At 45.7% G+C, this 24,777-nt stretch carries 21 protein-coding genes and 1 riboswitch; of the genes, 5 read left to right on the top strand and 16 right to left on the bottom strand.

Annotated elements, in window-relative coordinates; translation table 11 throughout:
* Positions 1–40: 40 nt before the first annotated feature.
* The 3 genes from LDX50_RS10285 to LDX50_RS10275 all read right to left on the bottom strand — a co-directional run bounded on the left by LDX50_RS10285 (position 41) and on the right by LDX50_RS10275 (position 2,420).
* The gene (locus LDX50_RS10285; protein WP_225698361.1) at positions 41–292 is read right to left on the bottom strand and encodes an RNA recognition motif domain-containing protein; all 252 of its coding nucleotides are present in this window, start codon (positions 290–292) and stop codon (positions 41–43) included.
* 174 nt (positions 293–466) lie between these two features.
* Complete coding sequence (locus LDX50_RS10280) at positions 467–1,594, bottom strand: NAD(P)/FAD-dependent oxidoreductase (protein ID WP_225698360.1); 1,128 nt, start codon at positions 1,592–1,594, stop codon at positions 467–469.
* A 118-nt stretch (positions 1,595–1,712) separates the two neighbouring features.
* On the bottom strand, positions 1,713–2,420 hold the full coding sequence (locus tag LDX50_RS10275) for a tRNA1(Val) (adenine(37)-N6)-methyltransferase (protein WP_225698359.1): 708 nt from the start codon (positions 2,418–2,420) through the stop codon (positions 1,713–1,715).
* Between the two features lie 61 nt (positions 2,421–2,481).
* Here LDX50_RS10275 and LDX50_RS10270 point away from each other — a divergent pair, with 61 nt between their 5' ends.
* The 4 genes from LDX50_RS10270 to LDX50_RS10255 all read left to right on the top strand — a co-directional run bounded on the left by LDX50_RS10270 (position 2,482) and on the right by LDX50_RS10255 (position 7,211).
* On the top strand, positions 2,482–4,152 hold the full coding sequence (locus tag LDX50_RS10270; RefSeq protein ID WP_225698358.1) for a formate--tetrahydrofolate ligase: 1,671 nt from the start codon (positions 2,482–2,484) through the stop codon (positions 4,150–4,152).
* Positions 4,152–4,985, top strand: coding sequence for a formate dehydrogenase accessory sulfurtransferase FdhD (gene fdhD, locus LDX50_RS10265; protein ID WP_225698357.1), 834 nt, complete (start codon positions 4,152–4,154; stop codon positions 4,983–4,985). The genes LDX50_RS10270 and fdhD overlap by 1 nt, the downstream gene beginning before the upstream one ends.
* Positions 4,982–5,350 (top strand): DUF7009 family protein, encoded by a 369-nt coding sequence (locus LDX50_RS10260; protein ID WP_225698356.1) that lies wholly within the window; start codon positions 4,982–4,984, stop codon positions 5,348–5,350. Before fdhD ends, LDX50_RS10260 begins: the two co-directional genes overlap by 4 nt.
* Positions 5,351–5,453: 103 nt before the next feature.
* Entirely contained in the window at positions 5,454–7,211 is a 1,758-nt protein-coding gene (locus LDX50_RS10255; protein ID WP_225698355.1) for a glycoside hydrolase family 2 protein, read from the top strand.
* A 5-nt stretch (positions 7,212–7,216) separates the two neighbouring features.
* Here LDX50_RS10255 and LDX50_RS10250 read toward each other — a convergent pair whose 3' ends face one another.
* Positions 7,217–8,407, bottom strand: a complete 1,191-nt coding sequence (locus LDX50_RS10250; protein ID WP_225698354.1) for a trans-sulfuration enzyme family protein — start codon at positions 8,405–8,407, stop codon at positions 7,217–7,219.
* A 151-nt stretch (positions 8,408–8,558) separates the two neighbouring features.
* Positions 8,559–8,665, bottom strand: a riboswitch (SAM riboswitch).
* Between the two features lie 214 nt (positions 8,666–8,879).
* On the opposite strand from LDX50_RS10250, the gene LDX50_RS10245 reads away from it, so the two are divergent.
* Positions 8,880–11,174, top strand: a complete 2,295-nt coding sequence (locus tag LDX50_RS10245; protein ID WP_225698353.1) for an FdhF/YdeP family oxidoreductase — start codon at positions 8,880–8,882, stop codon at positions 11,172–11,174.
* On the opposite strand, the gene argH is transcribed toward LDX50_RS10245, so the two are convergent.
* From argH to LDX50_RS10185, 12 genes are all read right to left on the bottom strand, one after another.
* A complete protein-coding gene (argH, locus tag LDX50_RS10240; RefSeq protein WP_225698352.1) occupies positions 11,163–12,449 on the bottom strand; it encodes an argininosuccinate lyase in 1,287 nt (428 codons plus the stop codon). The genes LDX50_RS10245 and argH overlap by 12 nt on opposite strands.
* A gap of 4 nt (positions 12,450–12,453) precedes the next feature.
* On the bottom strand, positions 12,454–13,518 hold the full coding sequence (locus LDX50_RS10235; RefSeq protein ID WP_225698351.1) for a M20 family metallo-hydrolase: 1,065 nt from the start codon (positions 13,516–13,518) through the stop codon (positions 12,454–12,456).
* Positions 13,511–14,284 carry an acetylglutamate kinase gene (gene argB / locus LDX50_RS10230; protein ID WP_225698350.1) on the bottom strand — a complete coding sequence of 258 codons (774 nt, stop codon included), beginning with the start codon at positions 14,282–14,284 and terminating at the stop codon, positions 13,511–13,513. Before argB ends, LDX50_RS10235 begins: the two co-directional genes overlap by 8 nt.
* A complete protein-coding gene (locus LDX50_RS10225) occupies positions 14,281–15,219 on the bottom strand; it encodes an N-acetylornithine carbamoyltransferase (protein ID WP_225698349.1) in 939 nt (312 codons plus the stop codon). Before LDX50_RS10225 ends, argB begins: the two co-directional genes overlap by 4 nt.
* On the bottom strand, positions 15,194–16,357 hold the full coding sequence (locus LDX50_RS10220) for an aspartate aminotransferase family protein (RefSeq protein ID WP_225698348.1): 1,164 nt from the start codon (positions 16,355–16,357) through the stop codon (positions 15,194–15,196). The genes LDX50_RS10225 and LDX50_RS10220 overlap by 26 nt, the downstream gene beginning before the upstream one ends.
* On the bottom strand, positions 16,344–17,171 hold the full coding sequence (gene proC, locus LDX50_RS10215) for a pyrroline-5-carboxylate reductase (RefSeq protein WP_225698347.1): 828 nt from the start codon (positions 17,169–17,171) through the stop codon (positions 16,344–16,346). The genes LDX50_RS10220 and proC overlap by 14 nt, the downstream gene beginning before the upstream one ends.
* Complete coding sequence (argC, locus tag LDX50_RS10210) at positions 17,171–18,133, bottom strand: N-acetyl-gamma-glutamyl-phosphate reductase (protein WP_225698346.1); 963 nt, start codon at positions 18,131–18,133, stop codon at positions 17,171–17,173. The genes proC and argC overlap by 1 nt, the downstream gene beginning before the upstream one ends.
* On the bottom strand, positions 18,126–19,337 hold the full coding sequence (locus LDX50_RS10205) for an argininosuccinate synthase (protein ID WP_225698345.1): 1,212 nt from the start codon (positions 19,335–19,337) through the stop codon (positions 18,126–18,128). The genes argC and LDX50_RS10205 overlap by 8 nt, the downstream gene beginning before the upstream one ends.
* On the bottom strand, positions 19,334–19,987 hold the full coding sequence (locus tag LDX50_RS10200; protein WP_225698344.1) for a GNAT family N-acetyltransferase: 654 nt from the start codon (positions 19,985–19,987) through the stop codon (positions 19,334–19,336). Before LDX50_RS10200 ends, LDX50_RS10205 begins: the two co-directional genes overlap by 4 nt.
* 234 nt (positions 19,988–20,221) lie before the next feature.
* Positions 20,222–21,292 carry a DUF4249 domain-containing protein gene (locus LDX50_RS10195; protein WP_225698343.1) on the bottom strand — a complete coding sequence of 357 codons (1,071 nt, stop codon included), beginning with the start codon at positions 21,290–21,292 and terminating at the stop codon, positions 20,222–20,224.
* Entirely contained in the window at positions 21,276–23,687 is a 2,412-nt protein-coding gene (locus LDX50_RS10190; protein ID WP_225698342.1) for a TonB-dependent receptor, read from the bottom strand. The genes LDX50_RS10195 and LDX50_RS10190 overlap by 17 nt, the downstream gene beginning before the upstream one ends.
* On the bottom strand, positions 23,621–24,682 hold the full coding sequence (locus LDX50_RS10185; protein WP_225698341.1) for an alkane 1-monooxygenase: 1,062 nt from the start codon (positions 24,680–24,682) through the stop codon (positions 23,621–23,623). The genes LDX50_RS10190 and LDX50_RS10185 overlap by 67 nt, the downstream gene beginning before the upstream one ends.
* Positions 24,683–24,777 lie beyond the last annotated feature (95 nt).

Here is a 24,777-nt window from a genome sequence, read left to right as displayed (position 1 = left end):
AAGCGACCCTTCCGGATCGCTTTCAGGAAATATCTATGGATTAACGCTCTTCTTTGGGGCGTGCTTTCTTCACAACGATGGTTCGCCCATCCATCATACTTTCATTCAGTTCACGAATTGCGTTTTCTGCTTCTTCATCATCAGGCATTTCAACAAATCCAAATCCTTTGGAACGTTGCGTTTCACGATCGAAAATAACTTTTGCGGATGTCACGGTGCCATACGCGGAGAAATACTCATTTAGTTGCTCGCTGGTTGTGCGGAAGTTCAACTTGGCTACGAAAATGTTCATTTGAAATTAGGATAAAATAAAATAATACTCTTGGAAGGAGAAAAGAATGAGAAGCCGGAAGAGGTTTTAGTTTTTTAGGACCTGGCCTTGCCGAATCAAATCAGCCGATCTACCTGTTAAACAAAGGTATAAAAAAAATCAATACAAAATGTTGCACAATTTCTTTGAATCATATCACAGAATCAGTTTCCTGATGGATTTCCCAACCATATTTATATTATCAGGGTATCGCCGTGTTCCGGCAAAAACATCCGATACATATTCGGTAATATACTGTCCTTTATTTTTCAGTATCCGGGCACAAAAAGAGGGATAATCATAGAATAGTTTTGAGAACATACGTGCCGATCGTATTTGCGGTGCGAGCTCAGACTTTATTAGCTGCTGATAAGCCGGACCTGCAGCTGTTGAAGGATTTTCAATGATTGCCCGTGCTGCCCATTTGCCACTAAAAATAGCATGCGAGATGCCCTCCGCCACCAGTGGGTCGGCTAATCCCGCTGCATCACCCGTGAAAAGAATATTGTTATGATATAACTGTCCGTGAGGATAAAGTGGGATCTGAAAGCCATATTGTCTTTTTTCACGGATGATCGGCTCCAGCCCGGTTTTCATCAGGTAGTCGAAAAATGCTCGTTTAAGTGACATGCCTGCATGGGGCATCGCAGCGACACCCACAGATAGGTGATTGGCCTTCGGAAAGATCCAGCCATATCCTTTTTGAATCGCAGTAACGTCGAAGATCACCTGTTTGAAAAAATCTTCATTTCCATCTTCAATCTCTATTTCTGCCTCAATGGCTGGTATTTTGATCCGCTGATCATTAATGTTGAGCTGTTTGAATACTTTGCTGCGCAATCCGTCTGCGGCAATTAAGTGACGGGCCCTGTATTCATCTTTATCAGTTCGTACAGAAATGGATTCACCATCTTCTGTAAAATATTCGAATGATTCCTCGTCATGAATAACCACACCTTCCTTACCCGCGGCATTTGTGAGAAATGCATCAAACTGATCCCTCATAATCATGGATACCAGTGGAAAGGGTCTTTCAACGATATAATGTAAATCATGCCGGAATTTCCAGTCAATCCTGTAAAATTCCTGGTGTACAATATCATTGATAGGGATTTCCAGTGCTTCGCGTGCGCGCCAAACCAATCCGCCACCACAAACTTTGTACCTCGGCAATTTTTCCTTCTCAAGAAGTAAAACCTTCGCACCTGAGGAAGCAAGATAACGTGCGGCAGTTGCACCCGCCGGACCGGCACCAACCACGATAGTATCAAATTGCTGCGCCATAGAACACCTAATTTACATCGGAACGGTGAGATTTCAACAACAGAAACCTGAAGATGGAAATGACGCCGGATAAAATTGATTATTATGATCTATCGATGAGCCTGCTTCCCTGCAGGAATTAGCCCTTCAATTCTAAGTAGAAGGGAGATGTAAGGGCTTTATATTCCTCGGTGTATTCTCCATTATTTCTGATGAACAGATGTTCCTGGTGAATTCTTCCCGGAGTTTTTCCGAAAGACATCATTCTTCTGACAGCCTGATCATGATCAGAATAAACCAAACAGTGGCGATTCAGAAAAAGACCATTGACCAGTGCCAGGTCCATAAAATCCTTACCTTCCTTTACCGGTAAGATGATATGCAGATTCCCTGCGTCTGTGAGCAGCCGTGGCATTGCTTCGATTATATCCATTTGGGATAATTCATGCATCTGCCTTGCCTGATTTCTTGAGGATTCTTTGTTATTCTTTCCCGGATGAAAGTAGGGAGGATTTGTGAGTATTGCCTGATACATTCCGATGTGCTCCTGCAGTTTTGCCTTCTCAATGGTGAGCCGTTCTTTCCAGGGACTATTTTGGAAGTTTTCTCTTGCTTCCGCATACGCAGGTTCATCCGGTTCAATGGCGTGAATTCCTGCGCGGGCATTCCGTTGTGCTGCCATAAGAGCGATGAGTCCTGTGCCGGTTCCTACGTCAAGAATGCTATCGGCTTGATCAATTGCAGCCCAGGCTCCCAGTAGAACACCATCTGTGCCAACTTTCATGGCACTTTGATTATGGACTACCGTGAATTCCTTGAAGCGGAAATTTGATTTGCGATCATTCATGCTGCAAATTCAGTCATAACTGCTAATTTTAGTAGCCACTTAAACCTGAAAATAATAAATAATGAAATCAGACCTGATCATAGCGCAATCAAAGGAGCTTAAGCCAATTATTGAAATAGCTAAATCAGTAAATATACCAGAATCAAGCCTGGAGCTTTTTGGTAAATATAAGGCAAAATTGCCCATTCAGCTGATCGATGAAGAACGTGTAAAATCGGCAAAGCTGATTCTTGTTACAGCCATGACACCAACACCTGCTGGCGAAGGCAAAACAACCACGTCGATCGCACTTACAGAGGGCTTGAACCAGATTGGTAAGCGGACTACAGTCGTTCTCAGGGAACCGTCGCTTGGACCTGTCTTTGGAATGAAAGGGGGTGCCGCCGGTGGCGGATATGCCCAGGTTGTACCCATGGAAGATATCAATCTGCATTTTACCGGCGACTTCGCTGCCATAGAAAAGGCAAATAACTTACTTGCTGCGCTGGTTGATAATAACATTCAGTCGAAAAAAGACAATCTTGGAATTGATCCCCGAACGGTGGAATGGAAGCGTGTGATGGATATGAATGACCGGTCATTAAGAAATATAGTTTCCGGTATGGGGGGTAAGCCAGGTGGAGTAATGCGTGAAACCGGCTTTAATATCACAGCGGCTTCTGAAATAATGGCCATTCTATGTCTGGCCAGGAACATCGATGACCTGAAGGAGAAAATGGGCAACATTTATATCGGCGATACCTATGACGGGAAGGCTGTATTTGCACGTGACCTGAAAGCAGAAGGTGCAATGGCTGTCCTCCTCAAGGATGCAATCAAACCTAACCTGGTGCAGACCCTGGAGGGAAATCCCGCCATTATACATGGCGGTCCGTTTGCTAATATTGCGCAAGGCACCAATTCATTGATCGCCACCAAAATGGGTATGTCACTCACCGATTATGTCGTTACTGAAGCAGGATTTGGTGCCGACCTCGGGGCTGAGAAATTTCTTAATATTAAATGCCGTTATGGGGATATTTCTCCCAGGGCTGTCGTGCTTGTTGCAACCATCCGCGCGTTGAAATATCATGGCGGACAGCCACTGGCGGACTTGAAAGAGCCCAACACAGTAGCACTGGTTAAAGGCCTTGTAAATATTGAAAGACATATAGAAAACATGAAGGTCTTTGGTTTGCCAGTGATCGTTTCTCTTAATAAGTTTTCTGGTGATTCGCCGGAAGAGGTTAAAATTCTCACAGACTGGTGTGCAAAGCAACAAGTGCCTATGGCATTGTGTGAGGGCTGGGAGAAAGGAGGAAAAGGAGCCATTGATTTGGCGGAAAAGGTCTCCGAAGCCGCAGAACGTACGACGAGAAAATTCAAAAGTACGTATGACTGGGACTGGTCGGTCAAGGAAAAAATTGAGGCGATAGCCCGTAAGATCTATGGTGCAAAGGATATTGAATATCTTCCAAAGGCAAAACAAAACCTTGCCAAGATCGAGCGGATCGGTCTGAATGACAAACCCGTTTGTATCGCAAAAACTCAAAATTCCTTCAGTGATGATCCACGTGCTCTTGGGCGTCCACAGAATTTTACGGTAACTGTGCGCGAGATAGAGATTGCAGCAGGTGCCGGATTTTCCATTCCCATCATGGGTAATATGCTGCGTATGCCGGGTCTGCCTCCTTTGCCTGCAGCCACAGGTATGGATATCGATAACGACGGCCGGATAACCGGACTTTCCTGATGAAGGCGGCGGTAACATCTGTAGATGTTTGGAGAACGCGACAGCTAAATCATGATAAAGATCTGCTGGCCGTAGAAGAACCGTTGCAGCTTCGCCTTGAATATGGTGACCCGTCGGATCGTTCCACAGCTGATATCGCCGTAACTATGCGTACCCCCGGGAATGATTTTGAATTGGCGCTGGGATTTTTATTCACCGAGGGAATTGTTACAGACCGAAATGACATTCAGACGATCCGGTATTGTCTTCAGGTAAAGGATGTGCGGGAAAGGGACAATGTTGTAAGAATCTCCCTGAAGCCGGGTGTGGATCCCGGCCTTGAAAGACTGAAGCGTAATTTCTTTACCTCCAGTAGCTGTGGTGTTTGTGGAAAAACGTCCATAGATCAGGTAAAGCAGCTCTGTGCTTCTGTTCAGAATGATTATACTTTTGTCGCAGAGCGGGTGATCTCAGCTCCTGACCTTTTAAGAAAGGGGCAAAAAGTCTTTGAATATACCGGCGGGTTACATGCAAGCGGGTTGTTTGACAAATCCGGCGACCTGATCCTGCTCAGGGAAGACATCGGTCGGCACAACGCACTGGATAAAGTGATCGGTGCGGCGCTGGAGATGAATAAAGTTCCATTGCGAGACCATTTTTTGGTGGTCAGTGGCCGTGCCAGTTTTGAGCTCATTCAGAAGGCCCTGATGGCTGGCATACCGCTGGTTGCAGCGGTGGGTGCGCCCAGTAGTTTGGCCGTGGAACTGGCAAAGCAAGGTAATATGACCCTTCTCGGATTCGTGAAAAGGGGAAATTTTAATATATATTGTGGGAGGGAACATCTGAAAATATGAAGATCAGAATACTTGGAAACAGCCTGAGACTTCGACTGAGCCAGTCGGAAGTTGCTAACCTGGCCGAAGATATGCACGTCTCAGACAGCATTAACTTTGGCGGAAGAAAGCTTATTTATGCGTTGCAGGGAGCAGATGTGGAATCGATTAGTGCAGAGTATAACGGTGATATTATTACGGTTAACGTTCCGGAAAGCCAGATCAGAGAATGGACTGCCTCCGAACAGGTGGGATTTGACCATCGCCAGAAATTGACGGATAATAGCTACCTGAACATATTGGTTGAAAAAGACTTTGCCTGCCTGGTGCCCCGAAAAGGGGAGGAGGACCTGTTTCCAAATCCTCAGGAAGGGAAGCACAAATAATACTATGAAACGTTTTGAAAACCTGCTGTTAAACCTACCTGCACAATCTACACTCTGTGGATTTTTGATTGTGTCTGTTCTTAGCTTGATTTATTTACCATCCATGTCCCAATGGAAACCTGCCGGTGATAAAATTAAGACCGAATGGGGAGAGAAACTTGATCCGGAAAATGTATGGTCTGAGTATCCCCGACCGATTATTAAAAGGGATAACTGGTTAAATCTGAATGGTCTGTGGGATTTTCAGATGACCGAACAGGGCGCCGCGAGGCCGATGGAGTATGATCGCAAAATCCTGGTTCCTTTCCCTGTAGAATCAAGTCTCTCAGGTATCATGGAACAAGTGGGATCAGGCCGGGAGGTCTGGTACAGACGCAATTTCAACATACAGCCCTACTGGGAAGGTGAAAGAATCCTGCTGAATTTTGGTGCAGTTGACTGGCGGACAGAGGTGTGGATAAATGGGATCAAGATTGGTTCGCACGAAGGCGGTTATGATCCATTCTCGTTCGAGATAACGCCTTTCCTGAAAGAAGGGGAGCAGGAGGTTGTGGTAAAGGTTTGGGATCCTACCGATGAAGGCCCGCAACCACGCGGCAAGCAGGTGCGCAATCCCAGAGGTATCTGGTATACCCCCGTCACGGGTATCTGGCAGACTGTCTGGATTGAACCGGTTCCCGCTGCTTATGTCGATAATTTAAAGATTTACCCGGATATTGATCATGAGGTGATAAAGGTACAACCCTTCATTAAACATGTTCGCTATGGTGATGTATTCAAGGTGGAAATAATCGAAGATGGAAAGGTAGTTGGTGAAGCCATGGCGGCAACAGGGCAGGACGCTACTGTTTCTTTGCCGAATGCACATTTATGGACACCGGAAGATCCTTATCTCTACGACATGCGTATTTCAGTGATCTCTAATAGTAAGGTCATCGACCGAATCGACAGCTATGTGGCTATGCGGAAGATCAGCAGGAAGAAGGATGAACGGGGTATTTGGCGAATTCAGTTGAATAACAAGGATATCTTCCAGTTCGGAACACTTGATCAGGGGTGGTGGCCAGACGGATTATATACTGCTCCTTCCGATGAGGCGCTTAAGTATGATATTGAGCAAACGAAGAAGTACGGCTTTAATATGATACGAAAGCATGTAAAGGTTGAGCCGGCACGCTGGTATATGCATTGCGATCAAGTGGGTATGCTGGTTTGGCAGGACATGCCCAGCGGCGACAGAACACACAGCTGGCAGAACCGAAATTATTATGAGGGTACAGAGCTTTTCCGGACACCGGAATCGGAAAGGATTTTCCGGAATGAGTGGCGCGCAATCATGGATTATCTGCAGCCGTATCCCAGTATTGTGACCTGGGTGCCATTTAATGAGGGATGGGGCCAGTTTAAGACCGAATACATTGCCGCTTTTACGAAGGAATATGACCCGGACAGATTGGTGAATGCAGCCTCGGGAGGGAACCACTTCAGGGTCGGTGACATGCTTGATCTTCATAACTATCCGCAACCCGAAATGTATATGTACGATGCCGAACGCGCGACCGTCCTTGGCGAATATGGGGGAATAGGGCTTGTTATCGACGGGCATTTATGGAATGCCGACCGCAATTGGGGTTACATACAATATAAAACCTCTAAGGAAGCCACCGATAAATATGTGGAATATGCCGATATGCTTGCCAAAATGATTGAAATGGGATTTTCTGCAGCAATCTACACCCAGACAACCGATGTGGAGATGGAAGTGAACGGCCTGATGACCTATGACAGAAAAGTCAATAAGCTCAATGTCGAAAGAGTACGAAAAGCCAATCAGTCTGTGATTGAAGTTTTGTCTGAATAATCGGCTTAAGATTCCGATAGCTTCAGGGCATTTTCGATATCCCTGATAATATCTTCCGGATGTTCCAGTCCCACCGATATACGAACAAGCCCCGGTGTAATACCTACATTCGCACGTTCCTGATCACTCAGTTTAGAATGAGTAGTAGAGGCCGGATGCGTGGCTATCGTTCTGGTATCACCCAGATTCGCGGTGAGTGATAACATTTGAAGGTTATCCAGGAACTTTCTCCCACGTTCAACACCACCCTTCACTTCAAACGTGAACAGACCTCCGCCATGAAGCATCTGTTTTTTGGCCAGTTCATATTGCGGGTGGGAAGGGAGAAAAGGATATTTAACAAAATTGATTTCAGGATGCTTTTCAAGCTGGCCTGCGATGGCAAGCGCACTCTGGCAATGCCTGTCCATTCGAACAGCCAGGGTTTCCAGGCTTTTTGAAAGAACCCACGCGTTAAACGGCGACATGGCAGGGCCGGTATGCCGACAAAAAAACCGGATCTTTTGAATCAGTTCCTTGTCGCCAATGATTGCGCCGCCAACTGTTCGACCCTGCCCGTCTATGAATTTTGTGGTTGAATGACAAATGAGATGTGCACCATATTTCAGGGGTTGTTGCAGATAGGGCGTTGCAAAGCAATTGTCCACAATCAGGATCAGGTTATGTTTTTTTGCCAGGTTCCCCAGCCATTCCAGGTCTACAAGGTCAAGACCCGGATTGGATGGTGTTTCAACAAAGATCAGTTTCGTTTTTTCATTGATCAGTGATTCCCACGATTCCGGATCATGGATATCGGCATAGGAGTGTGAAATACCCCATTTTGGAAATATCTGTGTCAAAACCTGATGGGTACTGCCAAACAGGGATCGGGATGCAAGCACATGATCGCCCTGCTGTAGCAGGCCAGCCATACTGCTGTACATGGCCGCCATACCTGAGGCAGTGGCTATTCCGTCGTCTCCGCCTTCAAGCAGACATAATTTTTCAACGAGTTCATTGCTGTTCGGATTGGAAAAGCGTGAATATATGTTACCGCTAATTTCATCTGCAAACATCGCCCGTGCATTTTCAGCATCGTCAAAGACGAAACTTGAAGTCATGAAAATTGGAGTGGAATGCTCCTTGTGCGAAGCGTTGTCAGACTGCGTCCTGATCGCGTTGGTTTCGAAATGTTCTGATTCTGAATGTGATTTCATAAAGCAGGTGAACGGAAGCTGAACCTGGACGGCTCTTTCCCTTTCATTTTTTTAGTAATAAAAGTTTGAATGTACAATCCCTCCCGAACAGACCCGTGGGCTGATAGTGCGGATGGCGAAAAAATTTAACTGAATGTTTCAAGGTAATTAAAATTTATAGCTGTCCGTACCTTACGAACCAGGATTTAGCACCGTTCCACACCCGGGAGGTTGCTAGCGTTTCATTGAGCCTGATCTCTCCGCGCTTCTTTATAAATCAATCACCATTTCTTGGAATTGACGCTACAATCATAAATTCAATTTTTTAACATTCAAAGAATTCAAATAAAAAATGTTAGTAGCATGGTCTGATCGCGTAATAGATATACCGTGCAGAAATGAATGCATTGGCGGTTTGAAGGCGTCTTTCATTGATTTTAGGGTTAAATGTGCAGGGTGGTTGAAATGTAAAATTCTCTGTATTTTTAGCCATATGACGAAGAAGGTTTTTGTTCAGCCGCCGGTGAATTACACCGGGTTGAGAGTTTCAGATCCGGCAGCCGTATCAGGGGGAATCAGGGCGGTGAAGTCTTCTATGCACCATGTATTTAGCCAGGTGGGTGTTATGGAAGGAATTCGTACAATGGCTAAATTAAATCAGTTCGACGGATTTGATTGTCCGGGCTGTGCATGGCCTGATCCGGATGGTGACAGGGCCATTGTAGAGTTCTGTGAGAATGGAGCAAAAGCAGTGGCAGAGGAAGCTACCACTGCCAAAGCCGATCCACAATTTTTTAAAAAATATTCAGTGAGTGCGCTTTCTGCATGGTCGGATTATGAACTCGGAAAAAGCGGAAGGATCACTGAGCCGATGAAATTATCCCCTGGAAGTGATCACTATGAACCGATTTCCTGGCAAACAGCTTTCACGGAAATTGGAGAACATCTTAAAACTCTTCCATCTCCTGACCAGGCCATTTTCTATACCTCAGGGCGAACGAGCAATGAGGCGGCATTCATGTATCAGTTATTCGTACGTCAGTTTGGAACAAATAATCTTCCGGATTGCTCAAATATGTGTCATGAGTCCAGTGGGGCCGCACTTTCGGAAACCGTGGGGATCGGTAAAGGTTCTGTTACGCTCGAAGATTTTTATCGTACAGACCTGATTATTATCATCGGGCAAAATCCCGGAACGAATCACCCCAGGATGCTTACGGCCCTGGAAAAGGCAAAGGCTAATGGCGCAAAGATCATTGCGATAAACCCGTTAAGGGAGACCGGTTTATTAAAATTTAAGCATCCCCAGCATGTTGGTGATATGCTTGGGTCCGGAACAGAGATCACAGATTTATATCTTCAGATACGTGTAAATGCAGATGTAGCCTTATTGAAGGCACTCATGAAACTCTTACTGGAGAAAGAACGCGACCAGCCCGGTCAGATTCTGGATCGTGATTTTATTGAACAAAAGACTACAGGCTATTCCGATTTCCTGTCAGACCTCGAATCATATTCACTTCATGAGCTTATTGCGCAAACAAGTATCGGTGAGGACCTGGTAAGGAAGGCTGCAGATTTGATTGCTTCCAGTGAGAGAATTATTGCTTGTTGGGCGATGGGTCTTACTCAGCATAAGAATGCGGTAGATAATATCCGGGAAGTGGTCAATTTACTGCTGATGAAAGGCAGTATTGGAAAACCGGGTGCGGGAACCTGTCCTGTTCGCGGCCACAGTAATGTTCAGGGCGACCGGACCGTTGGCATCTGGGAATACCTGAAACCATCACTTCGCGAAAAATTGAAAGAGAATTTTAATTTCCAGCCACCTGAAGAGACAGGATTTGATACTATTGGCAGCATTGAGGCAATGCATCAGGGTAAAGTGAAATTTTTCATGGCCATGGGTGGTAATTTCCTCAGTGCATCACCGGATACTGAACTCACCGGTAAGGCTCTGATGAATTGTGATGTTACGGTGCATGTATCGACCAAACTAAACCGGAGTCACCTGTCCCATGGGCAAACTTCCTATATCTTGCCCTGCCTGGGAAGAACCGAAGCGGATATACAGAATGGCAGGCAACAATTCGTGTCGGTGGAAAACTCTACCGGAGTTGTTCATCAATCCCGCGGAAATAAGCGGCCTGTTTCGAATCATTTGAAGAGTGAGCCGGCCATTGTAGCCGGACTGGCCCTGGCAGCGCTGGGCGAACGTTCACAGGTCGACTGGCAAGCCTGGTCTGCTGATTATGACCTCATCAGGAATGCCATTGAAAAAACCATACCCGGGTTTGCCAGCTATAATGAACGTGTACGAAAGCCGGGCGGGTTTTACCTGCCCAATGGTGCCCGGGAAGGTGAATTCCATACCAGGGACAGCAAGGCGCATTTTACCGCCAATCAATTGCCGGCGCATCAAATGTCTGAAAATGAATTTATCATGATGACCATTCGGAGCCATGATCAGTTTAACACCACAATTTACGGATTGAATGACAGGTACCGCGGGATACACAATGAACGACGTATCGTACTTATAAACGAACAGGACATGCTCAAGCAGGGGTTTCGTTCCGGAGATAAAGTGGATATTATTAGTGAGTATGACCACATTGAAAGAAAAGCAGAGGGGTTTATCATCATTCCATATGACATCCCGGCAACCTGCATAGCTACCTATTTTCCGGAAGCAAATTCGGTGGTTCCCTACAATCATTTTGCCCACACGAGCAGAACTCCGATTTCAAAATCTGTTATTGTCCGCCTTATTCCTTCAGCTGCTTAGGGCCGAGTTCATCTTTTCCCGGATCTCCTTAAGGCAAAGATTTCCAATACTGCCTTCATGGGTATGGCTTAGATTTGAAATAGGCTTATAGGTTCCGTCGCCCACCTGCTTGCCCACAGTTTTGTAGGCATCACGAAATGTTGCCCCTTTCATAACCTCTTCATTTACATTTTCTACCGTATACATGTAGCGGTAACGTTCATCATTCGCGGCATTTTTGTTGATGATAACATGCTGAAGCATATATTCGGCCATATCAAGACAGGCTTTAAGCGAGTCTATGGATGGGAAGATGCTCTCTTTCAAAAGCTGATACTCCCGGTGATACCCGCTTGGCAGGTTGTTGGTGAGCATGGTTATTTCCGTGGGAGCTGCCTGAATGCGGTTACAACGTCCCCGTATAAGTTCCCAAACATCCGGGTTCTTCTTATGAGGCATGATGCTCGACCCGGTTGTAAGCTCGTCGGGAAATGAGAGGAAGCCGAAATTCTGACTGTTATACAGGCATACATCCATGGCCATACGTGCTATTGTGGATGCAACAGAGGCCATTGCCATTGCTACACTTCGCTCGAGTTTCCCGCGGCCCATTTGTGCCGCGACCACGTTATATTTCATTGTGGAGAATCCCAATTCACGTGTGGTCATGGAACGGTCGATAGGAAATGAACTCCCGTATCCGGCCGCTGATCCTAATGGATTCTGATCTGCGATGTGCTGAGCCGCTCGCAGGAAATAGATATCATCAATCAATGTTTCTGCATACGAACTGAACCATAATCCGAATGATGATGGCATAGCTACCTGCATATGCGTGTAACCGGGTATAATAATTTCTTTATGTTGATCGGCAAGCAACATAAGCCGGTCGAAGAGGTTCTTCACCAGCTCTGTGATATCCCTGAGTTCATCCTTAAAAAACAGATGGAGATCTACAAGAACCTGGTCATTCCTGGACCTGGCCGTATGGATCCGTTTTCCTGCATCTCCCAGTAATTCCGTTAGTAAGTATTCAATTTTACTATGAACATCTTCAAAATCATCCTCGATCAGAAAGTCACCAGACTGAATCAGTCCCTGAATTTGGTCCAGTGCCTGTTCAATTTCTGCTATCTCATCGTTTGAAATAAGGCCTTGTTTTGCGAGCATGCGCGCATGTGCCCGCGAGCCCTCGACATCATAGGTGGCCAGTTTAAGATCGTATATCCGATCATCTCCAACGGTAAACTGCTCTATCTTTTTTTCAATGCTGTAACCTTTATCCCAAAGCTTCATACTGTTATTTTAAAGTGTCTGTCAACATATCTAATAATCTGCGGTAATCGTTCAATCCCTGCTTCAGCTGTTCTGTAAAAATGAATTCATCAGCGGAATGTGATCGGGAAGAATCACCCGGGCCCATCTTGATGGTAGGAAAGCTCATTAATGCCTGATCCGAGAGAGTAGGGGAGCCAAACAGTTTGAAATTACACTTCCGTGCGGCGTTCACAAGCGGGTGATCCAGGGGAATAGATGAAGGGCGCAATCGCACCGACCTGGGCGTGACTTCCGCCTTCACGTTTGCCTGAATGATATCAAGTGTTTCCTCCAGCGTGTAAGCGTCGGTGGTACGTACATCCACGGTAAACCGGCAGCTGTCGGGCACAACATTGTGCTGGCTGCCTGCCTGGATCATGGTAACGTTCATATGCAGTGGACCAAGCATATCCGATACTTTGTCAAACGTGAAACCTTTAAACCATTCGATATCCGGAATGGCATGGTATATGGCATTTTCGCCTTCATTTCTTGCTGCATGCCCCGATATACCGCTACTCACACAATCAAGTACAAGAAGTCCTTTTTCAGCCACTGCCACTTCTCCTGAAGTTGGTTCACCTACTATTCCGAAATCAATTTTCGGCAGATGCTGAAGAAGCATCTCAATGCCATTGGGTCCTGAGATTTCCTCTTCAGCACTCGCGGCCAGAATGATATTGAATGGCAGGTCCTCAGCATCATAGTAATGGCAAAATGTAAAAATAAGACATACCAGCGCTCCTCCGGCATCATTACTGCCGAGACCGAATAACTTTCCATCCGCAAGAATTGGCTTAAAGGGATCATTCGTATAGCCTGAATTGGGCCGGACGGTGTCATGATGCGAATTAAGAAGCAGAGTGGGTTTCGCAGGTGAGAAGTGCTTATTTGCGGCAAAAATATTATTACGTACGGTGTTATAGGGAACATGCCGGTTATCAAAAAATGCCTTCAGGCATCTGAGTGTACCCGCTTCTTCCTTCGAGTACGAAGGAATCCGGATCAGATCACTCAGTAGTACGATGGCTGATTCAAGATCATTCATGCCTGATCAATTTTGTTCCGGTGGAATTATTCAATGCATGCCGGATTGTGACATCCACATCCTTATCAAACGCCTTGAATGCATTATCCAGTTTAGGAATCATCCCCTCGAAAATTTTACCTGCTGACTTCAATGACAAATACTCATTTTTGTCCAATTGTAATATAACTGATTTGTCGTTTTCAGCATCCCGTAACACACCCGGTTTTTCAAAGCACAGGTGTAAATGAACATTGAATTTTTCACTGAGGGCAATCGCTATGCCGGCAGCAAGGCTGTCGGCGTTCGTATTCAACAGGGATCCATGCATATCGTGCGTCAAGGCGCAAAAAACGGGTGTGATACCATTCTCAAGCAATCGGGATAATTGCCCGGTATTTACATCTTCTGTAACAAAATCGCCTACGAACCCATAATCCACCTGCGCATTTTCGCGTTTCCTGGCCTTAATCAGATTTAAATCTGCACCGGTTAATCCGAGCGCATTCACTTGAAGTGACTGTAATTGGGCCACAATGTTTTTGTTGATGAGTCCTGCGTAAACCATGGTAACGATCTCAAGGGTGGCGGCATCGGTTATTCGGCGCCCCTCGATCATTCTGGGTTCGACTCCCATCGTTCTGGAGAGTTCACTTGCTTTTTTCCCTCCACCATGGATCAACACCCGGGCCCCTTTTTCCTTACTGAAACTGTGCAGGAATTTCTGCAGTGAGACGGGATCATCGATGATATTTCCGCCAATTTTAATTACGGTAACATCGTTCATAGCTGATCAAGTATTGATTCCAGAACAGCTTGCGCAGCCCAGGTTCTGTTTCCAGCCTGCTGATAGATTATAGATTGATTATCCAGTACATCGTCTGATACCACCACGTTCCGGCGAACAGGCAGACAATGCATGAAGCGGGCATGATTGGTGACCTTCATTTTACTGCCATCGATAGTCCAGTCTTCCTGTACCGGAAGTATCTCTCCGTAATGATGATAGCTCGACCAGTTTTTCCCATAAATAATGTCGGCGTTCTCAAAGGCTTCCAGCTGATCATGAACAACAGGTACTCCCTGGATGAATTCATCAGCCAGTTCATATCCTTTAGGGCAGGCAAGTATGATCTCAGCATCAATTACCTTTACCCATTCAAGAAATGAATTTGAAACTGCCTGTGGCAGCGCCCGGGGATGCGGAGCCCACGACAGTACAACCTTGGGTTTTTGGATTCCAAGTTCGTTAATGGTTATCATGTCCGCCAGAGATTGAAGGGGGTGACGGATCGCAGACTCGAGGCTGATCACCGGAACTGTGGCATATTTCAGAACGGCCGATAATACCGCTTCGTCATAATCAGCCGAGCGGTCTTTGAGTCCGGGAAATGTACGTATACCTATGACATCCACATATTCACTGATCACACGGATTGCATCCTTGATATGTTCCTGGGCATCTCCTTTCATGACGGTGCCATCATTCATCTCCAGTTTCCAGCCCTCACTGTTCATATTCATAACCATTACCTGCATTCCAAGATTCATGGCTGCCTTCTGCGTGCTTAATCGTGTTCTGAGGCTCGGGTTCAGAAAAAGCAATCCCAGCACTTTTCGTTCTCCGACATTGGATGTGAAGGGATTTGCCTTTAATTCCAGTCCGCGCTTAATTAATGCTGCGGGATCTTTTACGTCACTCAGACGGGTGAATTGATTCATGCTTTTTATATTCATTGAGCACCGACTGCAATGCGGTGATTAATTTATCCAGTTCCTTTTTCCCTGCTGTAAGCGGCGGTAATAAACGGATGGTGTTGGGATTCACTGATGTTCCCGTGAGAATATGATGTTCACGGAATAGCTTTTCCCGCAGGGGACGGATTGCAAAGTCCATTTCCAAACCTATCATCAATCCTTTGCCGCGTACGGCCTTTACACCGGGTAAATTCAGCAGGGCGTCTATCCAGCGATTACCTTCATCACCGGCACGTTGAATGAGTTTTTCCGATTCAAGGACTTCAAGGACTGCCAGACCTGCTGCGCAGGCAAGATGATTTCCTCCGAAGGTCGTTCCCGACATCCCGTGCCAGGATTCAATTGAGGGGCTTATGAGTACACCTCCAATCGGAAATCCATTACCCATTCCTTTAGCTACTGTAATAATATCAGGCCGGATGTCGGCATACTGATGTGCAAAGAATTTTCCTGTTCGACCATATCCAGATTGTACCTCATCCAATATCAGCAATGCGCCATATTCCTGGGTCATTGCATGTAAATTTTTCAGGAAATTAGTTTCCGGAACGTATATACCTCCCAGTCCCTGAATTCCTTCAATGATAACAGCACAAACATCCTGTGTGCGAAATGCATTTTGCAATGCTTCGATATCATTCCAGGGGATGAAGATCACGTTATCAAAATCGTCCAGAGGTGAACGGTACTTTTCATTATCCGTTACTGAAAGGGTTCTTGAAGTTCTGCCATGAAAGGACCTCTCGAAGGCAATAATCGTCTTACCCGGATTTTGAAATGCGGCAATTTTGATGGCATTTTCATTCGCTTCGGCTCCTGAGTTGCAAAGAAAAAGCTGGTAGTTGTCGTAACCGCTTAGCTTCCCCAGCTTCGCTGCCAGATCAAGCTGAAGTGAGTTAATTACAGAGTTGGAATAGAATCCAATCTTCTTGAGCTGTTTCCTGATCCTTTTTACATAGTGCGGATGACAGTGACCAATGGAGATTACCGCATGTCCGCCGTACAGGTCGAGGTATTTTACGCCATTTTGATCATATACATAGCAATCCCGCCCTTTCACCAATTCAATTGGCAGTAGCGGATAAACATCAAACAGGTTCATTGTCTGGTTTTTTCATTTGGTTAATCCGTTCAAAGGAAGTAGCCAGTCCTTTTATAAGGGCTGAACTCAGACCATTGTGTTCCATCTCATTCAAACCGACGATCGTGCATCCCATCGGGGTAGTAACGCGATCAATCTCTTCTTCAGGATGTTTGCCGGTTCCGTTCAAAAGACTTGCAGCGCCAAGGCAGGTTTGCACCGCAATTTCCTTGGCATCATGTGCATCAAAACCCAGTTGTACACCGCCTTGCATTGTTGCCCTGATAAACCGCATCCAGAAGGCGATGCCACTTGCGCAAACCACGGTGGCGGCTTGCATCAGAGGTTCTTCTATCCACAGGGTTTTTCCAACACAGGCAAAGATATTTTCCACTTCTGTCTGAACCGATTCGGCCACACCGTTATGGGCCATACAGGTCATCGATTCACGGACTGATATAGCCGTATTGGGCATAGCCCGAATAATAGGAAACGGCCCGCCCGCGTACGATGATAATTGTTCTATTCCTACAGCAGTGATTACAGAAACAAGAATATGCCGATCGCTGTCGAGCACAGGGCGGAGTTCCTTGAGAAGATGCTCAATCTGATGCGGTTGTACACAAAGAAGGACAATATCCGCACCTGCTACAGCATATTTATTGTCAGAAGTAACTTCTACATTATCCGACTTCCAGGACTCAATGCTACGCGTGTTTCTCCGTGTAAGAAACAATTTTCTGTCGGCGAGAAATCCCGCCCGTTGTAAACCATCTGCAATCGCCAGACCGAGATTTCCAGCGCCGAGGATGGCAATATTCTTGAGTTTTTTCATTAGAAATAGGAAGCTTTAAGATTCAGCCCGGAGCTCTCATCAAGTCCGAACATTAAATTCATATTCTGTACTGCCTGACCGGAAGCTCCTTTGAGTAAATTATCTATCGCAGAAGTTACAAGTACCTGGCCTTTTTTAACAGTTACATTGATCATGCAATTATTTGTGTTTACCACCTGTTTCAGGTGTATTTCCCCGGAGGAAACATGCGTGAACGGAGCACCCTGATAGAAGTTATTATACAGATCAGTAATATCGGATTGGGTGCCGTCGTATTCGGTATAGGCAGTGATAAAGATCCCACGTGTAAAATTTCCGCGAACCGGCACAAAGAGGAGTTCCGGCAAATCGCCTTGTAATCCTTCCAGTGTTTCTCCTATCTCGTTAAGATGTTGATGGTCAAATACTTTATATAACGAAATATTGTTATTTCTCCAGCTGAAATGACTGGTCGGAGAAAGGGATTGTCCTGCCCCGGTTGATCCGGTGATTCCATTAATATGAATGGCTGATTTTACCAGGTTCTCACTGGCTAGTGGAAGTAGTGCAAGCTGTATGGCGGTGGCAAAGCAACCCGGATTGGCAATATAACTGGCCGCCGCTATTTCGGCTTTATTTATTTCCGGCAGTCCGTAAACGAAATCCCCGGCAGTTGCTTTTAATCTGAAGTCCTGACTGAGATCAATGACCTTGCCCGATACCTTATTGTTCTGCAGCCACTCCCTGCTTTTGCCGTGGCCCATACATAGAAATACCACGTCGGCATCCTGATCAATTTCTGCAGAAAAAATCATGTCACCGGTTATATCACCGTGTACTGTGGATACCCTTTTGCCCGCCTGACTTTCACTGACGGCGGATGTAATAATTGTATTTGGATGATATTGAAGCAGTCGTATCAGCTCTCCGCCGGTATATCCGGCGGCGCCAATGACAGCGGCTTTTATTGTTGAATCAGTCATTCGAAACGTCTTTGTTCACGGTGTGAAAAATCTTGGATGTATTGGCAAGGATCCGGGTAAATCCGCGAACATCTTCTCCGGACCACAATTTATTCATTTCTCCGTACGCACCGAAACTGGATGTCATTAAATCGTGTGGTGATTCAATTCCCTTGACATGAAAATGGTAGGGTCGCAGTTCGATGAAAACGTCTCCTGTAACTGTTTGCTGTGAGTCAGTCAGGAATGCCTCAATATTGCGCATGACAGGATCAAGGTACTGGGCCTCGTGTAGCATCATACCATACCAGTTGGCCAGTTGTTCTTTCCAGTATAACTGCCATTTGGTGAGTGTATGTTTTTCAAGGGCATGATGTCCCTTGATGATCAGCAACGGTGCAGCCGCTTCAAATCCTACCCGTCCCTTGATTCCGATGATGGTGTCACCCACATGTATATCCCGACCTATCGCATAAGGCCCTGCGATCCGGCTGATTTCCTTTATAGCTGAAACCGGATCCATCTTGCGGTCATTCACACCGCAGACTTCACCTTTTTTAAAAGATATCTTCAGGGTTGATATTTCAGTCTCTGTTAGCTGGGTTGGATAAGCCGATTCAGGTAAATCAGTGTTCGAAGTTAGGGTTTCAACACCACCCACACTGGTGCCCCAGAGCCCCTGGTTGATGGAGTAGCGTGATTTTTCCCAGGAAGACTCCACACCGTGTGATTTCAGGTAATCAATCTCCTCCTGGCGGGATAACTTCAGGTCCCGGATTGGAGTTAGAATTTTAACATCAGGGATCAAAACTTCAAAGATAAAATCAAACCGGACCTGATCGTTCCCTGCGCCAGTGCTACCATGTGCCACGTAGTCGGCGCCTTTTTCTTTTACATATTCAGCAACAGTCTCCGCCTGAATGGTTCGTTCCGCGCTTACCGAGAGCGGATAGCTGTGATTTTTCAGAATATTTCCGAATACCATGAAGCGAATTGCATCCTCGTAGAATTTTTGCTGAACGTCTACATTTCTATGCTCCTTTACGCCCAGGGAGTATGCACGCTTCTCGATTTCTTCCAGTTCTTCAGCCGAAAAACCACCAGTATTTACCAGGATGGAGTATATCTCCAGTCCTTTTTCATGAATCAGGTATTTTACGCAGTATGACGTATCCAGTCCGCCTGAAAACGCCAATACCACTTTTTCTTTACCATTTGAACTCATAATACGTAAGATTTGATTGTTGCTATTATTTTCTTCGTCGGTTTCCAGTTTTCTATGGACAGAAATCTCTTAAACCGCTGCCAGCGCTGCTCTTTTGTTACTTTTTCTGCCTGTGTCTTTGCCTTCTCAGGGTCGTACATCATGCCTGTACACAAGCAGTGTGAACGGTTTGTGCGGGTGAGAATATCAAAGTTCTTGCAACTCTGACATCCGTTCCAAAACGCCTCATCCGTTGTTAATTCCGAAAAGGTAACGGGTTTATATCCAAGTTCAGCATTGATTTTCATCACGGCCAGGCTGGTGGTAATACCAAAAATTCGAGCCTCGGGATATTTCTTGCGGCTTAGCTTGAAAATTTCCTCCTTGATCTTTTTACCCAGGCCCTGGCCCCGATAGTCGGGATGGACGATAAGACCTGAGTTGGCCACATACTTTTCATGGCTCCATGTCTCAATGTAGCAAAACCCTACGACCTGGTCGCCATCCATTGCGATTACAGCCTTGCCTTCCTCCATTTTTTTGGAGACATATTCAGGCGATCGCTTAGCAATTCCCGTTCCCCGCTGTTCAGCGGCAGTTTGCATGTATGTACAAATAGTTTCGGCGAAGTGAAGATGTTTTTCACTTGCAACCGTAATGACTAGATTCATTACAGAGTGTATTCAGTTAAATAGAAAGATTATAAAAGCTATTGCGCATGCAAAGGACGTACCTTCGCTAAAGTCGATTACCCCACAAGGGGCCTGAATGGCCTGATCCTTAATACAGACACCGCACTTTCCGGGCGGAAAGCACTTGAAATTGGGCTATATGACTGGTTAGACTTCATTATGACTGACAAAAGTATAAACTTAATTCAGAATACAATGAATTATTTGGGAATTTTAGTAAAAAGAGGGTTGGTTAAACGTGCTGCCTTCCAGAATCCTGCAATCAATACATTCCCTCAGATACTTCTCTTCGTCCTGTCCTGGTATGTAGATACAAGGATCATCAGGCACAGGATATGGGAAATCTCCCCGCCAGGCTGTCACACGGCTGATGGACTTATTGGTGGCTTCAAAATAACCTAAGACCTGTTCATCCGGGTCATTGATGTTGAAAATGTTTCCTTTTACCGCGGCAGGTGGAGTGTCGAAAATAGATCCGTTATTATTCAGCAGGATCCTGATCTTTCTCCAATAGTCGTAGGCCTGGGGCGTCATCGAGTGGGTTTCAAGCGTGATCACGTTTTTTGCGATAAAAGCGTAATCGATTTCATTCTGCGCGATAAACTGCCGTGGCACAGCTGTCCCCTGGAAACCATTTGAATTGAACAGGACAAGATTCTCCGGCTGAATACGTCGGTTTACAAAACATGCCGGGGGAATAGTGTTAAATATATCCGGAAAATTGGTCGGGTCGAAACGGAAGGTCTGGATGGGGGTGTAACGTACATAATACTGCTTCGATGGATCTTCAAGAAACGTTTCAGCACTAACCTGCATCACGTCTTTGGTGATTACCGCGTTGAAAGATCCGGTATTGACTTCAATGCGGGCAAAATTCACATATATATCTGACTGTGCCTGATGCAAGGGAATCTCTTCCGGGACCGACTCATAAAAATCACCTCCAGCTGTACGAATCCGTAAGACGTAGCTTCGGCCCGGTACAATTTGCATGGTGAACTCACTGTAATAATAAATTCCCTCATCGTTGGCGGAAAAAAATCTCCCCTCATTTCCCAGGTTATCATGCAGGGTTACTCGCGCGCCAGGTTCCGGTTGAAAACGGTTGGGCACCGCAGTGGTTCTTGAAAGCTGAACAAACATCCTGTCGGAACCGTCATCAATATGCCCATACACAACCAACTGCCGGCCTTCACGATCAATATCAAATTCAATGGGTTCAACACATCCGGCCAGGATGAAAACCACTATTAGATAAAAATATCGTTTAGCGTTTCCTGACATCCAGTTTCAAACTATAAGTGATTGATGGAAAAATGGATCCCAAAACAGATAATTTGTAGGCACGGGGAATTGGTGAATTATCATTCCGCTGATAAAATACAGAATATGCGTTACGTCTTCCCAGTAAATTGTACAGGCTTATCGTCAGGCGGTCATCCAGTTTCCGGATAATACTGCCCAATGTCATTGACACATCAATCCGGAAATAATTTGGAATCCTGTATTCATTTCGATCTGAGTAGTGAGGAACAACCAGGGGTCCCTGCAGATAGTCAGATGTAAGCGCCGTGATCGGTCTTCCGGTATTATAAACGATAGTCGACCCAAAACTACCTTTACGGGATTTACCCATTCGTATATCTGAAACAAATTTGAATGAATGAGGCTGATCGTAATATGCCGGGAACCAGTCTCCGGAATTGATGGTTTCCACATCACCCGGAAAGGATACTTCGCTTCTTGTGTAGACGTAGGAAACCCACCCGGTCCAGATCGGTGTGAGTCGTTTCACAAAGAATTCAAGTCCGTATGCCCGGCCCTGACCAATCAGTAATTCAGCCTCAATGTTCTCCTGAAGGATGAGTTCCGCGAAATCCTGATACTCGACTACTTTGTCCAGCTTCCGGTAAAAAGCCTCCACCGATGTAACCCAGCGATCGTTTTTAGAATTCTTATAAACACCGATGGAAAAATTATCGGATTGGGTGGGAGGGATGTATCGGGTACTTACCTGCCATTGATCAACAGGAGTTGGGGAAGTCGTATTAGAGATGAGGTGAATATATTGATACATCCGGTTGTACGCCAGTTTCAGGACAGTCTGATCACTCAATTCATAACGAAAAGCGATCCGTGGAGCGAGGTTATTGTAGGTGATGATCTTTTCTCCCGCATTATAAAAGAGCGTATCTGAAATGTTATCATCGCTCAAAACACCGTCGTATTCATATTCAGTGGATGGTCCGATCTGGCTGTATAAATTAAAGCGCAGTCCGGCATTGATATCAAAGCGTTCGCTGACTTTAAAAATATCCTGTACGTAAAAAGCCAGCTCACGCCCGCGATCCCGGCTGATGCCGTCAGGTGATATGAACGAGCCCTCATTTAGCGGATTTCGTATTTCATCACCCGGGTTATAATCAGTCATTTCGAGGCCAAAGTCCAGCTCATGAGCAGCTGTCGTATGCTTTCCGTTAACCCTGAGCTGAATTTTTTCCATCTGATTCCGAAGTTCAGATTCCAGGCCCGGTTGATAATCGAGCAGTGAGTTTGTGTATTGAAGATAGTTGGCATTTACGTCAAAACGCCACACAGCTGAGGGCTGGAAATCATACTTAAAGTTAAATCCGTAATTGCTCCAGTCATATCCGAAACTATTGGAATAGTCGAAAGAGTCTGCGCTCCCCAGGTAGGAGAACATGACATGATGCTTATCATTGAAGAAATGATCACCCCGTACGAAAATGTCATAAAAGTTTGCAGCGCTATTCTGAATATCAAGGTCATTCACCAAACCAAGAACCCAGTCGGAATATGTAACCCTCGCCGCGGCCAGGATACTCGTCTTTTTGGTAATGGGCCCTTGCAATGTCAACTTTCCTGAAACACTTCCGATCCCGGCTTCAGCACTCCAGACATCTGTTTGCCCCTGAAGACTGTTCACAGCAAGCACAGATGAAGCCCGCCCGCCATATTCAGCTGGTATATACCCTTTGTACAGGGTGAAGTCGCGCGTAGCATCCGGATGAAAGATGGAGAAAAACCCGAGTACATGTGATGTATTAAAGAGCTGCATGCCATCGATAGTGACCAGATTCTGATCGATGGCCCCTCCACGAACATTGAACCCCGAAGAACCTTCACCCACGGTACTTACCCCGGGAAGGAGGGTGATCGCCTTGATCACATCCACTTCGCCCAGAAAAGCGGGTATCGCCTCAATATTTTTTATGGTAAGCTTTGATGCTCCCGGGATTGTACTTTGAAGATTCTCCTTCGGATTATTGTCGCGTATGATCACTTCTTCAAGGCTGAGGGTGGTAGCTTCAAGTGTTATTCGCACGAATTCCGGACTTTGGAAATTGTGCTGATAGGTACGACTCAGAAATGAAATGTGTGTGATCGTCAGCAGATGTGTCCCCAGTGGCATCTGAACCCTAAATTTCCCATTCTGATCTGTTACCGCCAATAAATTGCCCGCCGGGTCAAGTATCGTCGCACCTTCTATAGGTTGACGCTGCTGATCCTCGATAATTCCGTCAAGGACAACTTTGCTTTGTCCGAAGCAGGAGAAAGTGAGTAGAGTAAGTAGTACAGTGACCCGAAGAATCACTGCTGAACCCTTTCGCTTTTCAATTGCCAGGATTCCAGCCGTGGATTCATCAGATGGAACCACAGACCGGGGACCAACGCCAGAATGATCATGGTTGAGTAACCGGCGGGCAGCTGCGGACTTTCATCATAATGATACAGGACCTGATATCGTTTTATAGCATTTGCATGATGATCTGAGTGCCGTTGCAGTTGAAAAAGGAAGAAATTACTGATTACGTGGGAAGCATTCCAGGAGTGTATTGGGGTAACCCGTTCATATTTACCGGGCGCGATCTCCTTTCTCTCGATCCCGTAATGCTCAATATAGTTGACCTGTTCGAGGAGTGTGAATGCGATAAAGCTCTGCACAAAGAAAAATACAGGCAGCTGCCATACAAAGTGATTTGCCCAGATACTGAATATTCCGGTAACCACAGCGATGAAGATCAGCGGCAGGATGCTGAACCAGATCATCTCGTTATGAATACTCAGGGCCGAAACACCTTTTCTTCTAAGTCGATTATTCTCAATCTTCCATGCATGGGCATACCCGTGAAATACGCTCCGAAACCAAAATGCGTAGAATGACTCATTTTTACGTGAAGTAGCGGGATCTTCGGGTGTTGCCACTGTAACATGATGACCCTTGTTATGCTCGATATAAAAATGCATGTAACAAACGGTCAGCAGCAAAATTTTACTGTACAGCCTTTCAAGAGCTGATTTTTTATGGCCTAGTTCATGGGCTACTGTAATCCCGATTCCGCCCGTTACTAATCCGGTTCCAAGTGTAAACCCAATCCACTCCTGTACGGAGGAAAGATGGCCAAAGGTGACCACGTAAAAGGCCCATGCAAGGAACAGCAACTGAAAATACGTCCAGAGATAGGTGACAAACCTGTAAAAGAACTGCTCTGAGATGATTGAAATGCGATCCTTTGGGATATTATAATCGGAAGTACCGATCATGTAGTCAAGAAAAGGAATGATCAGAAATACCAGGGCAAGCGAAAGCATGTTCCACCATCCTGCCAGGTAATAACCCACAATTACCGATGCAGGAATTATAAATGCCATAAAAAAGCCGATTTTCCGAATAGGATTCATTTCTTCCTGTTTACTCGCTTTAAGATAACCAAATATGGCAAATTATGGTTTTGTGGGGTTTGGGT

It is taken from the genome of Fulvivirga sedimenti (assembly GCF_020328055.1).
Note: the sequence above shows the minus strand (reverse complement) of the source record. Positions and strands in the feature narration are given on the sequence as shown.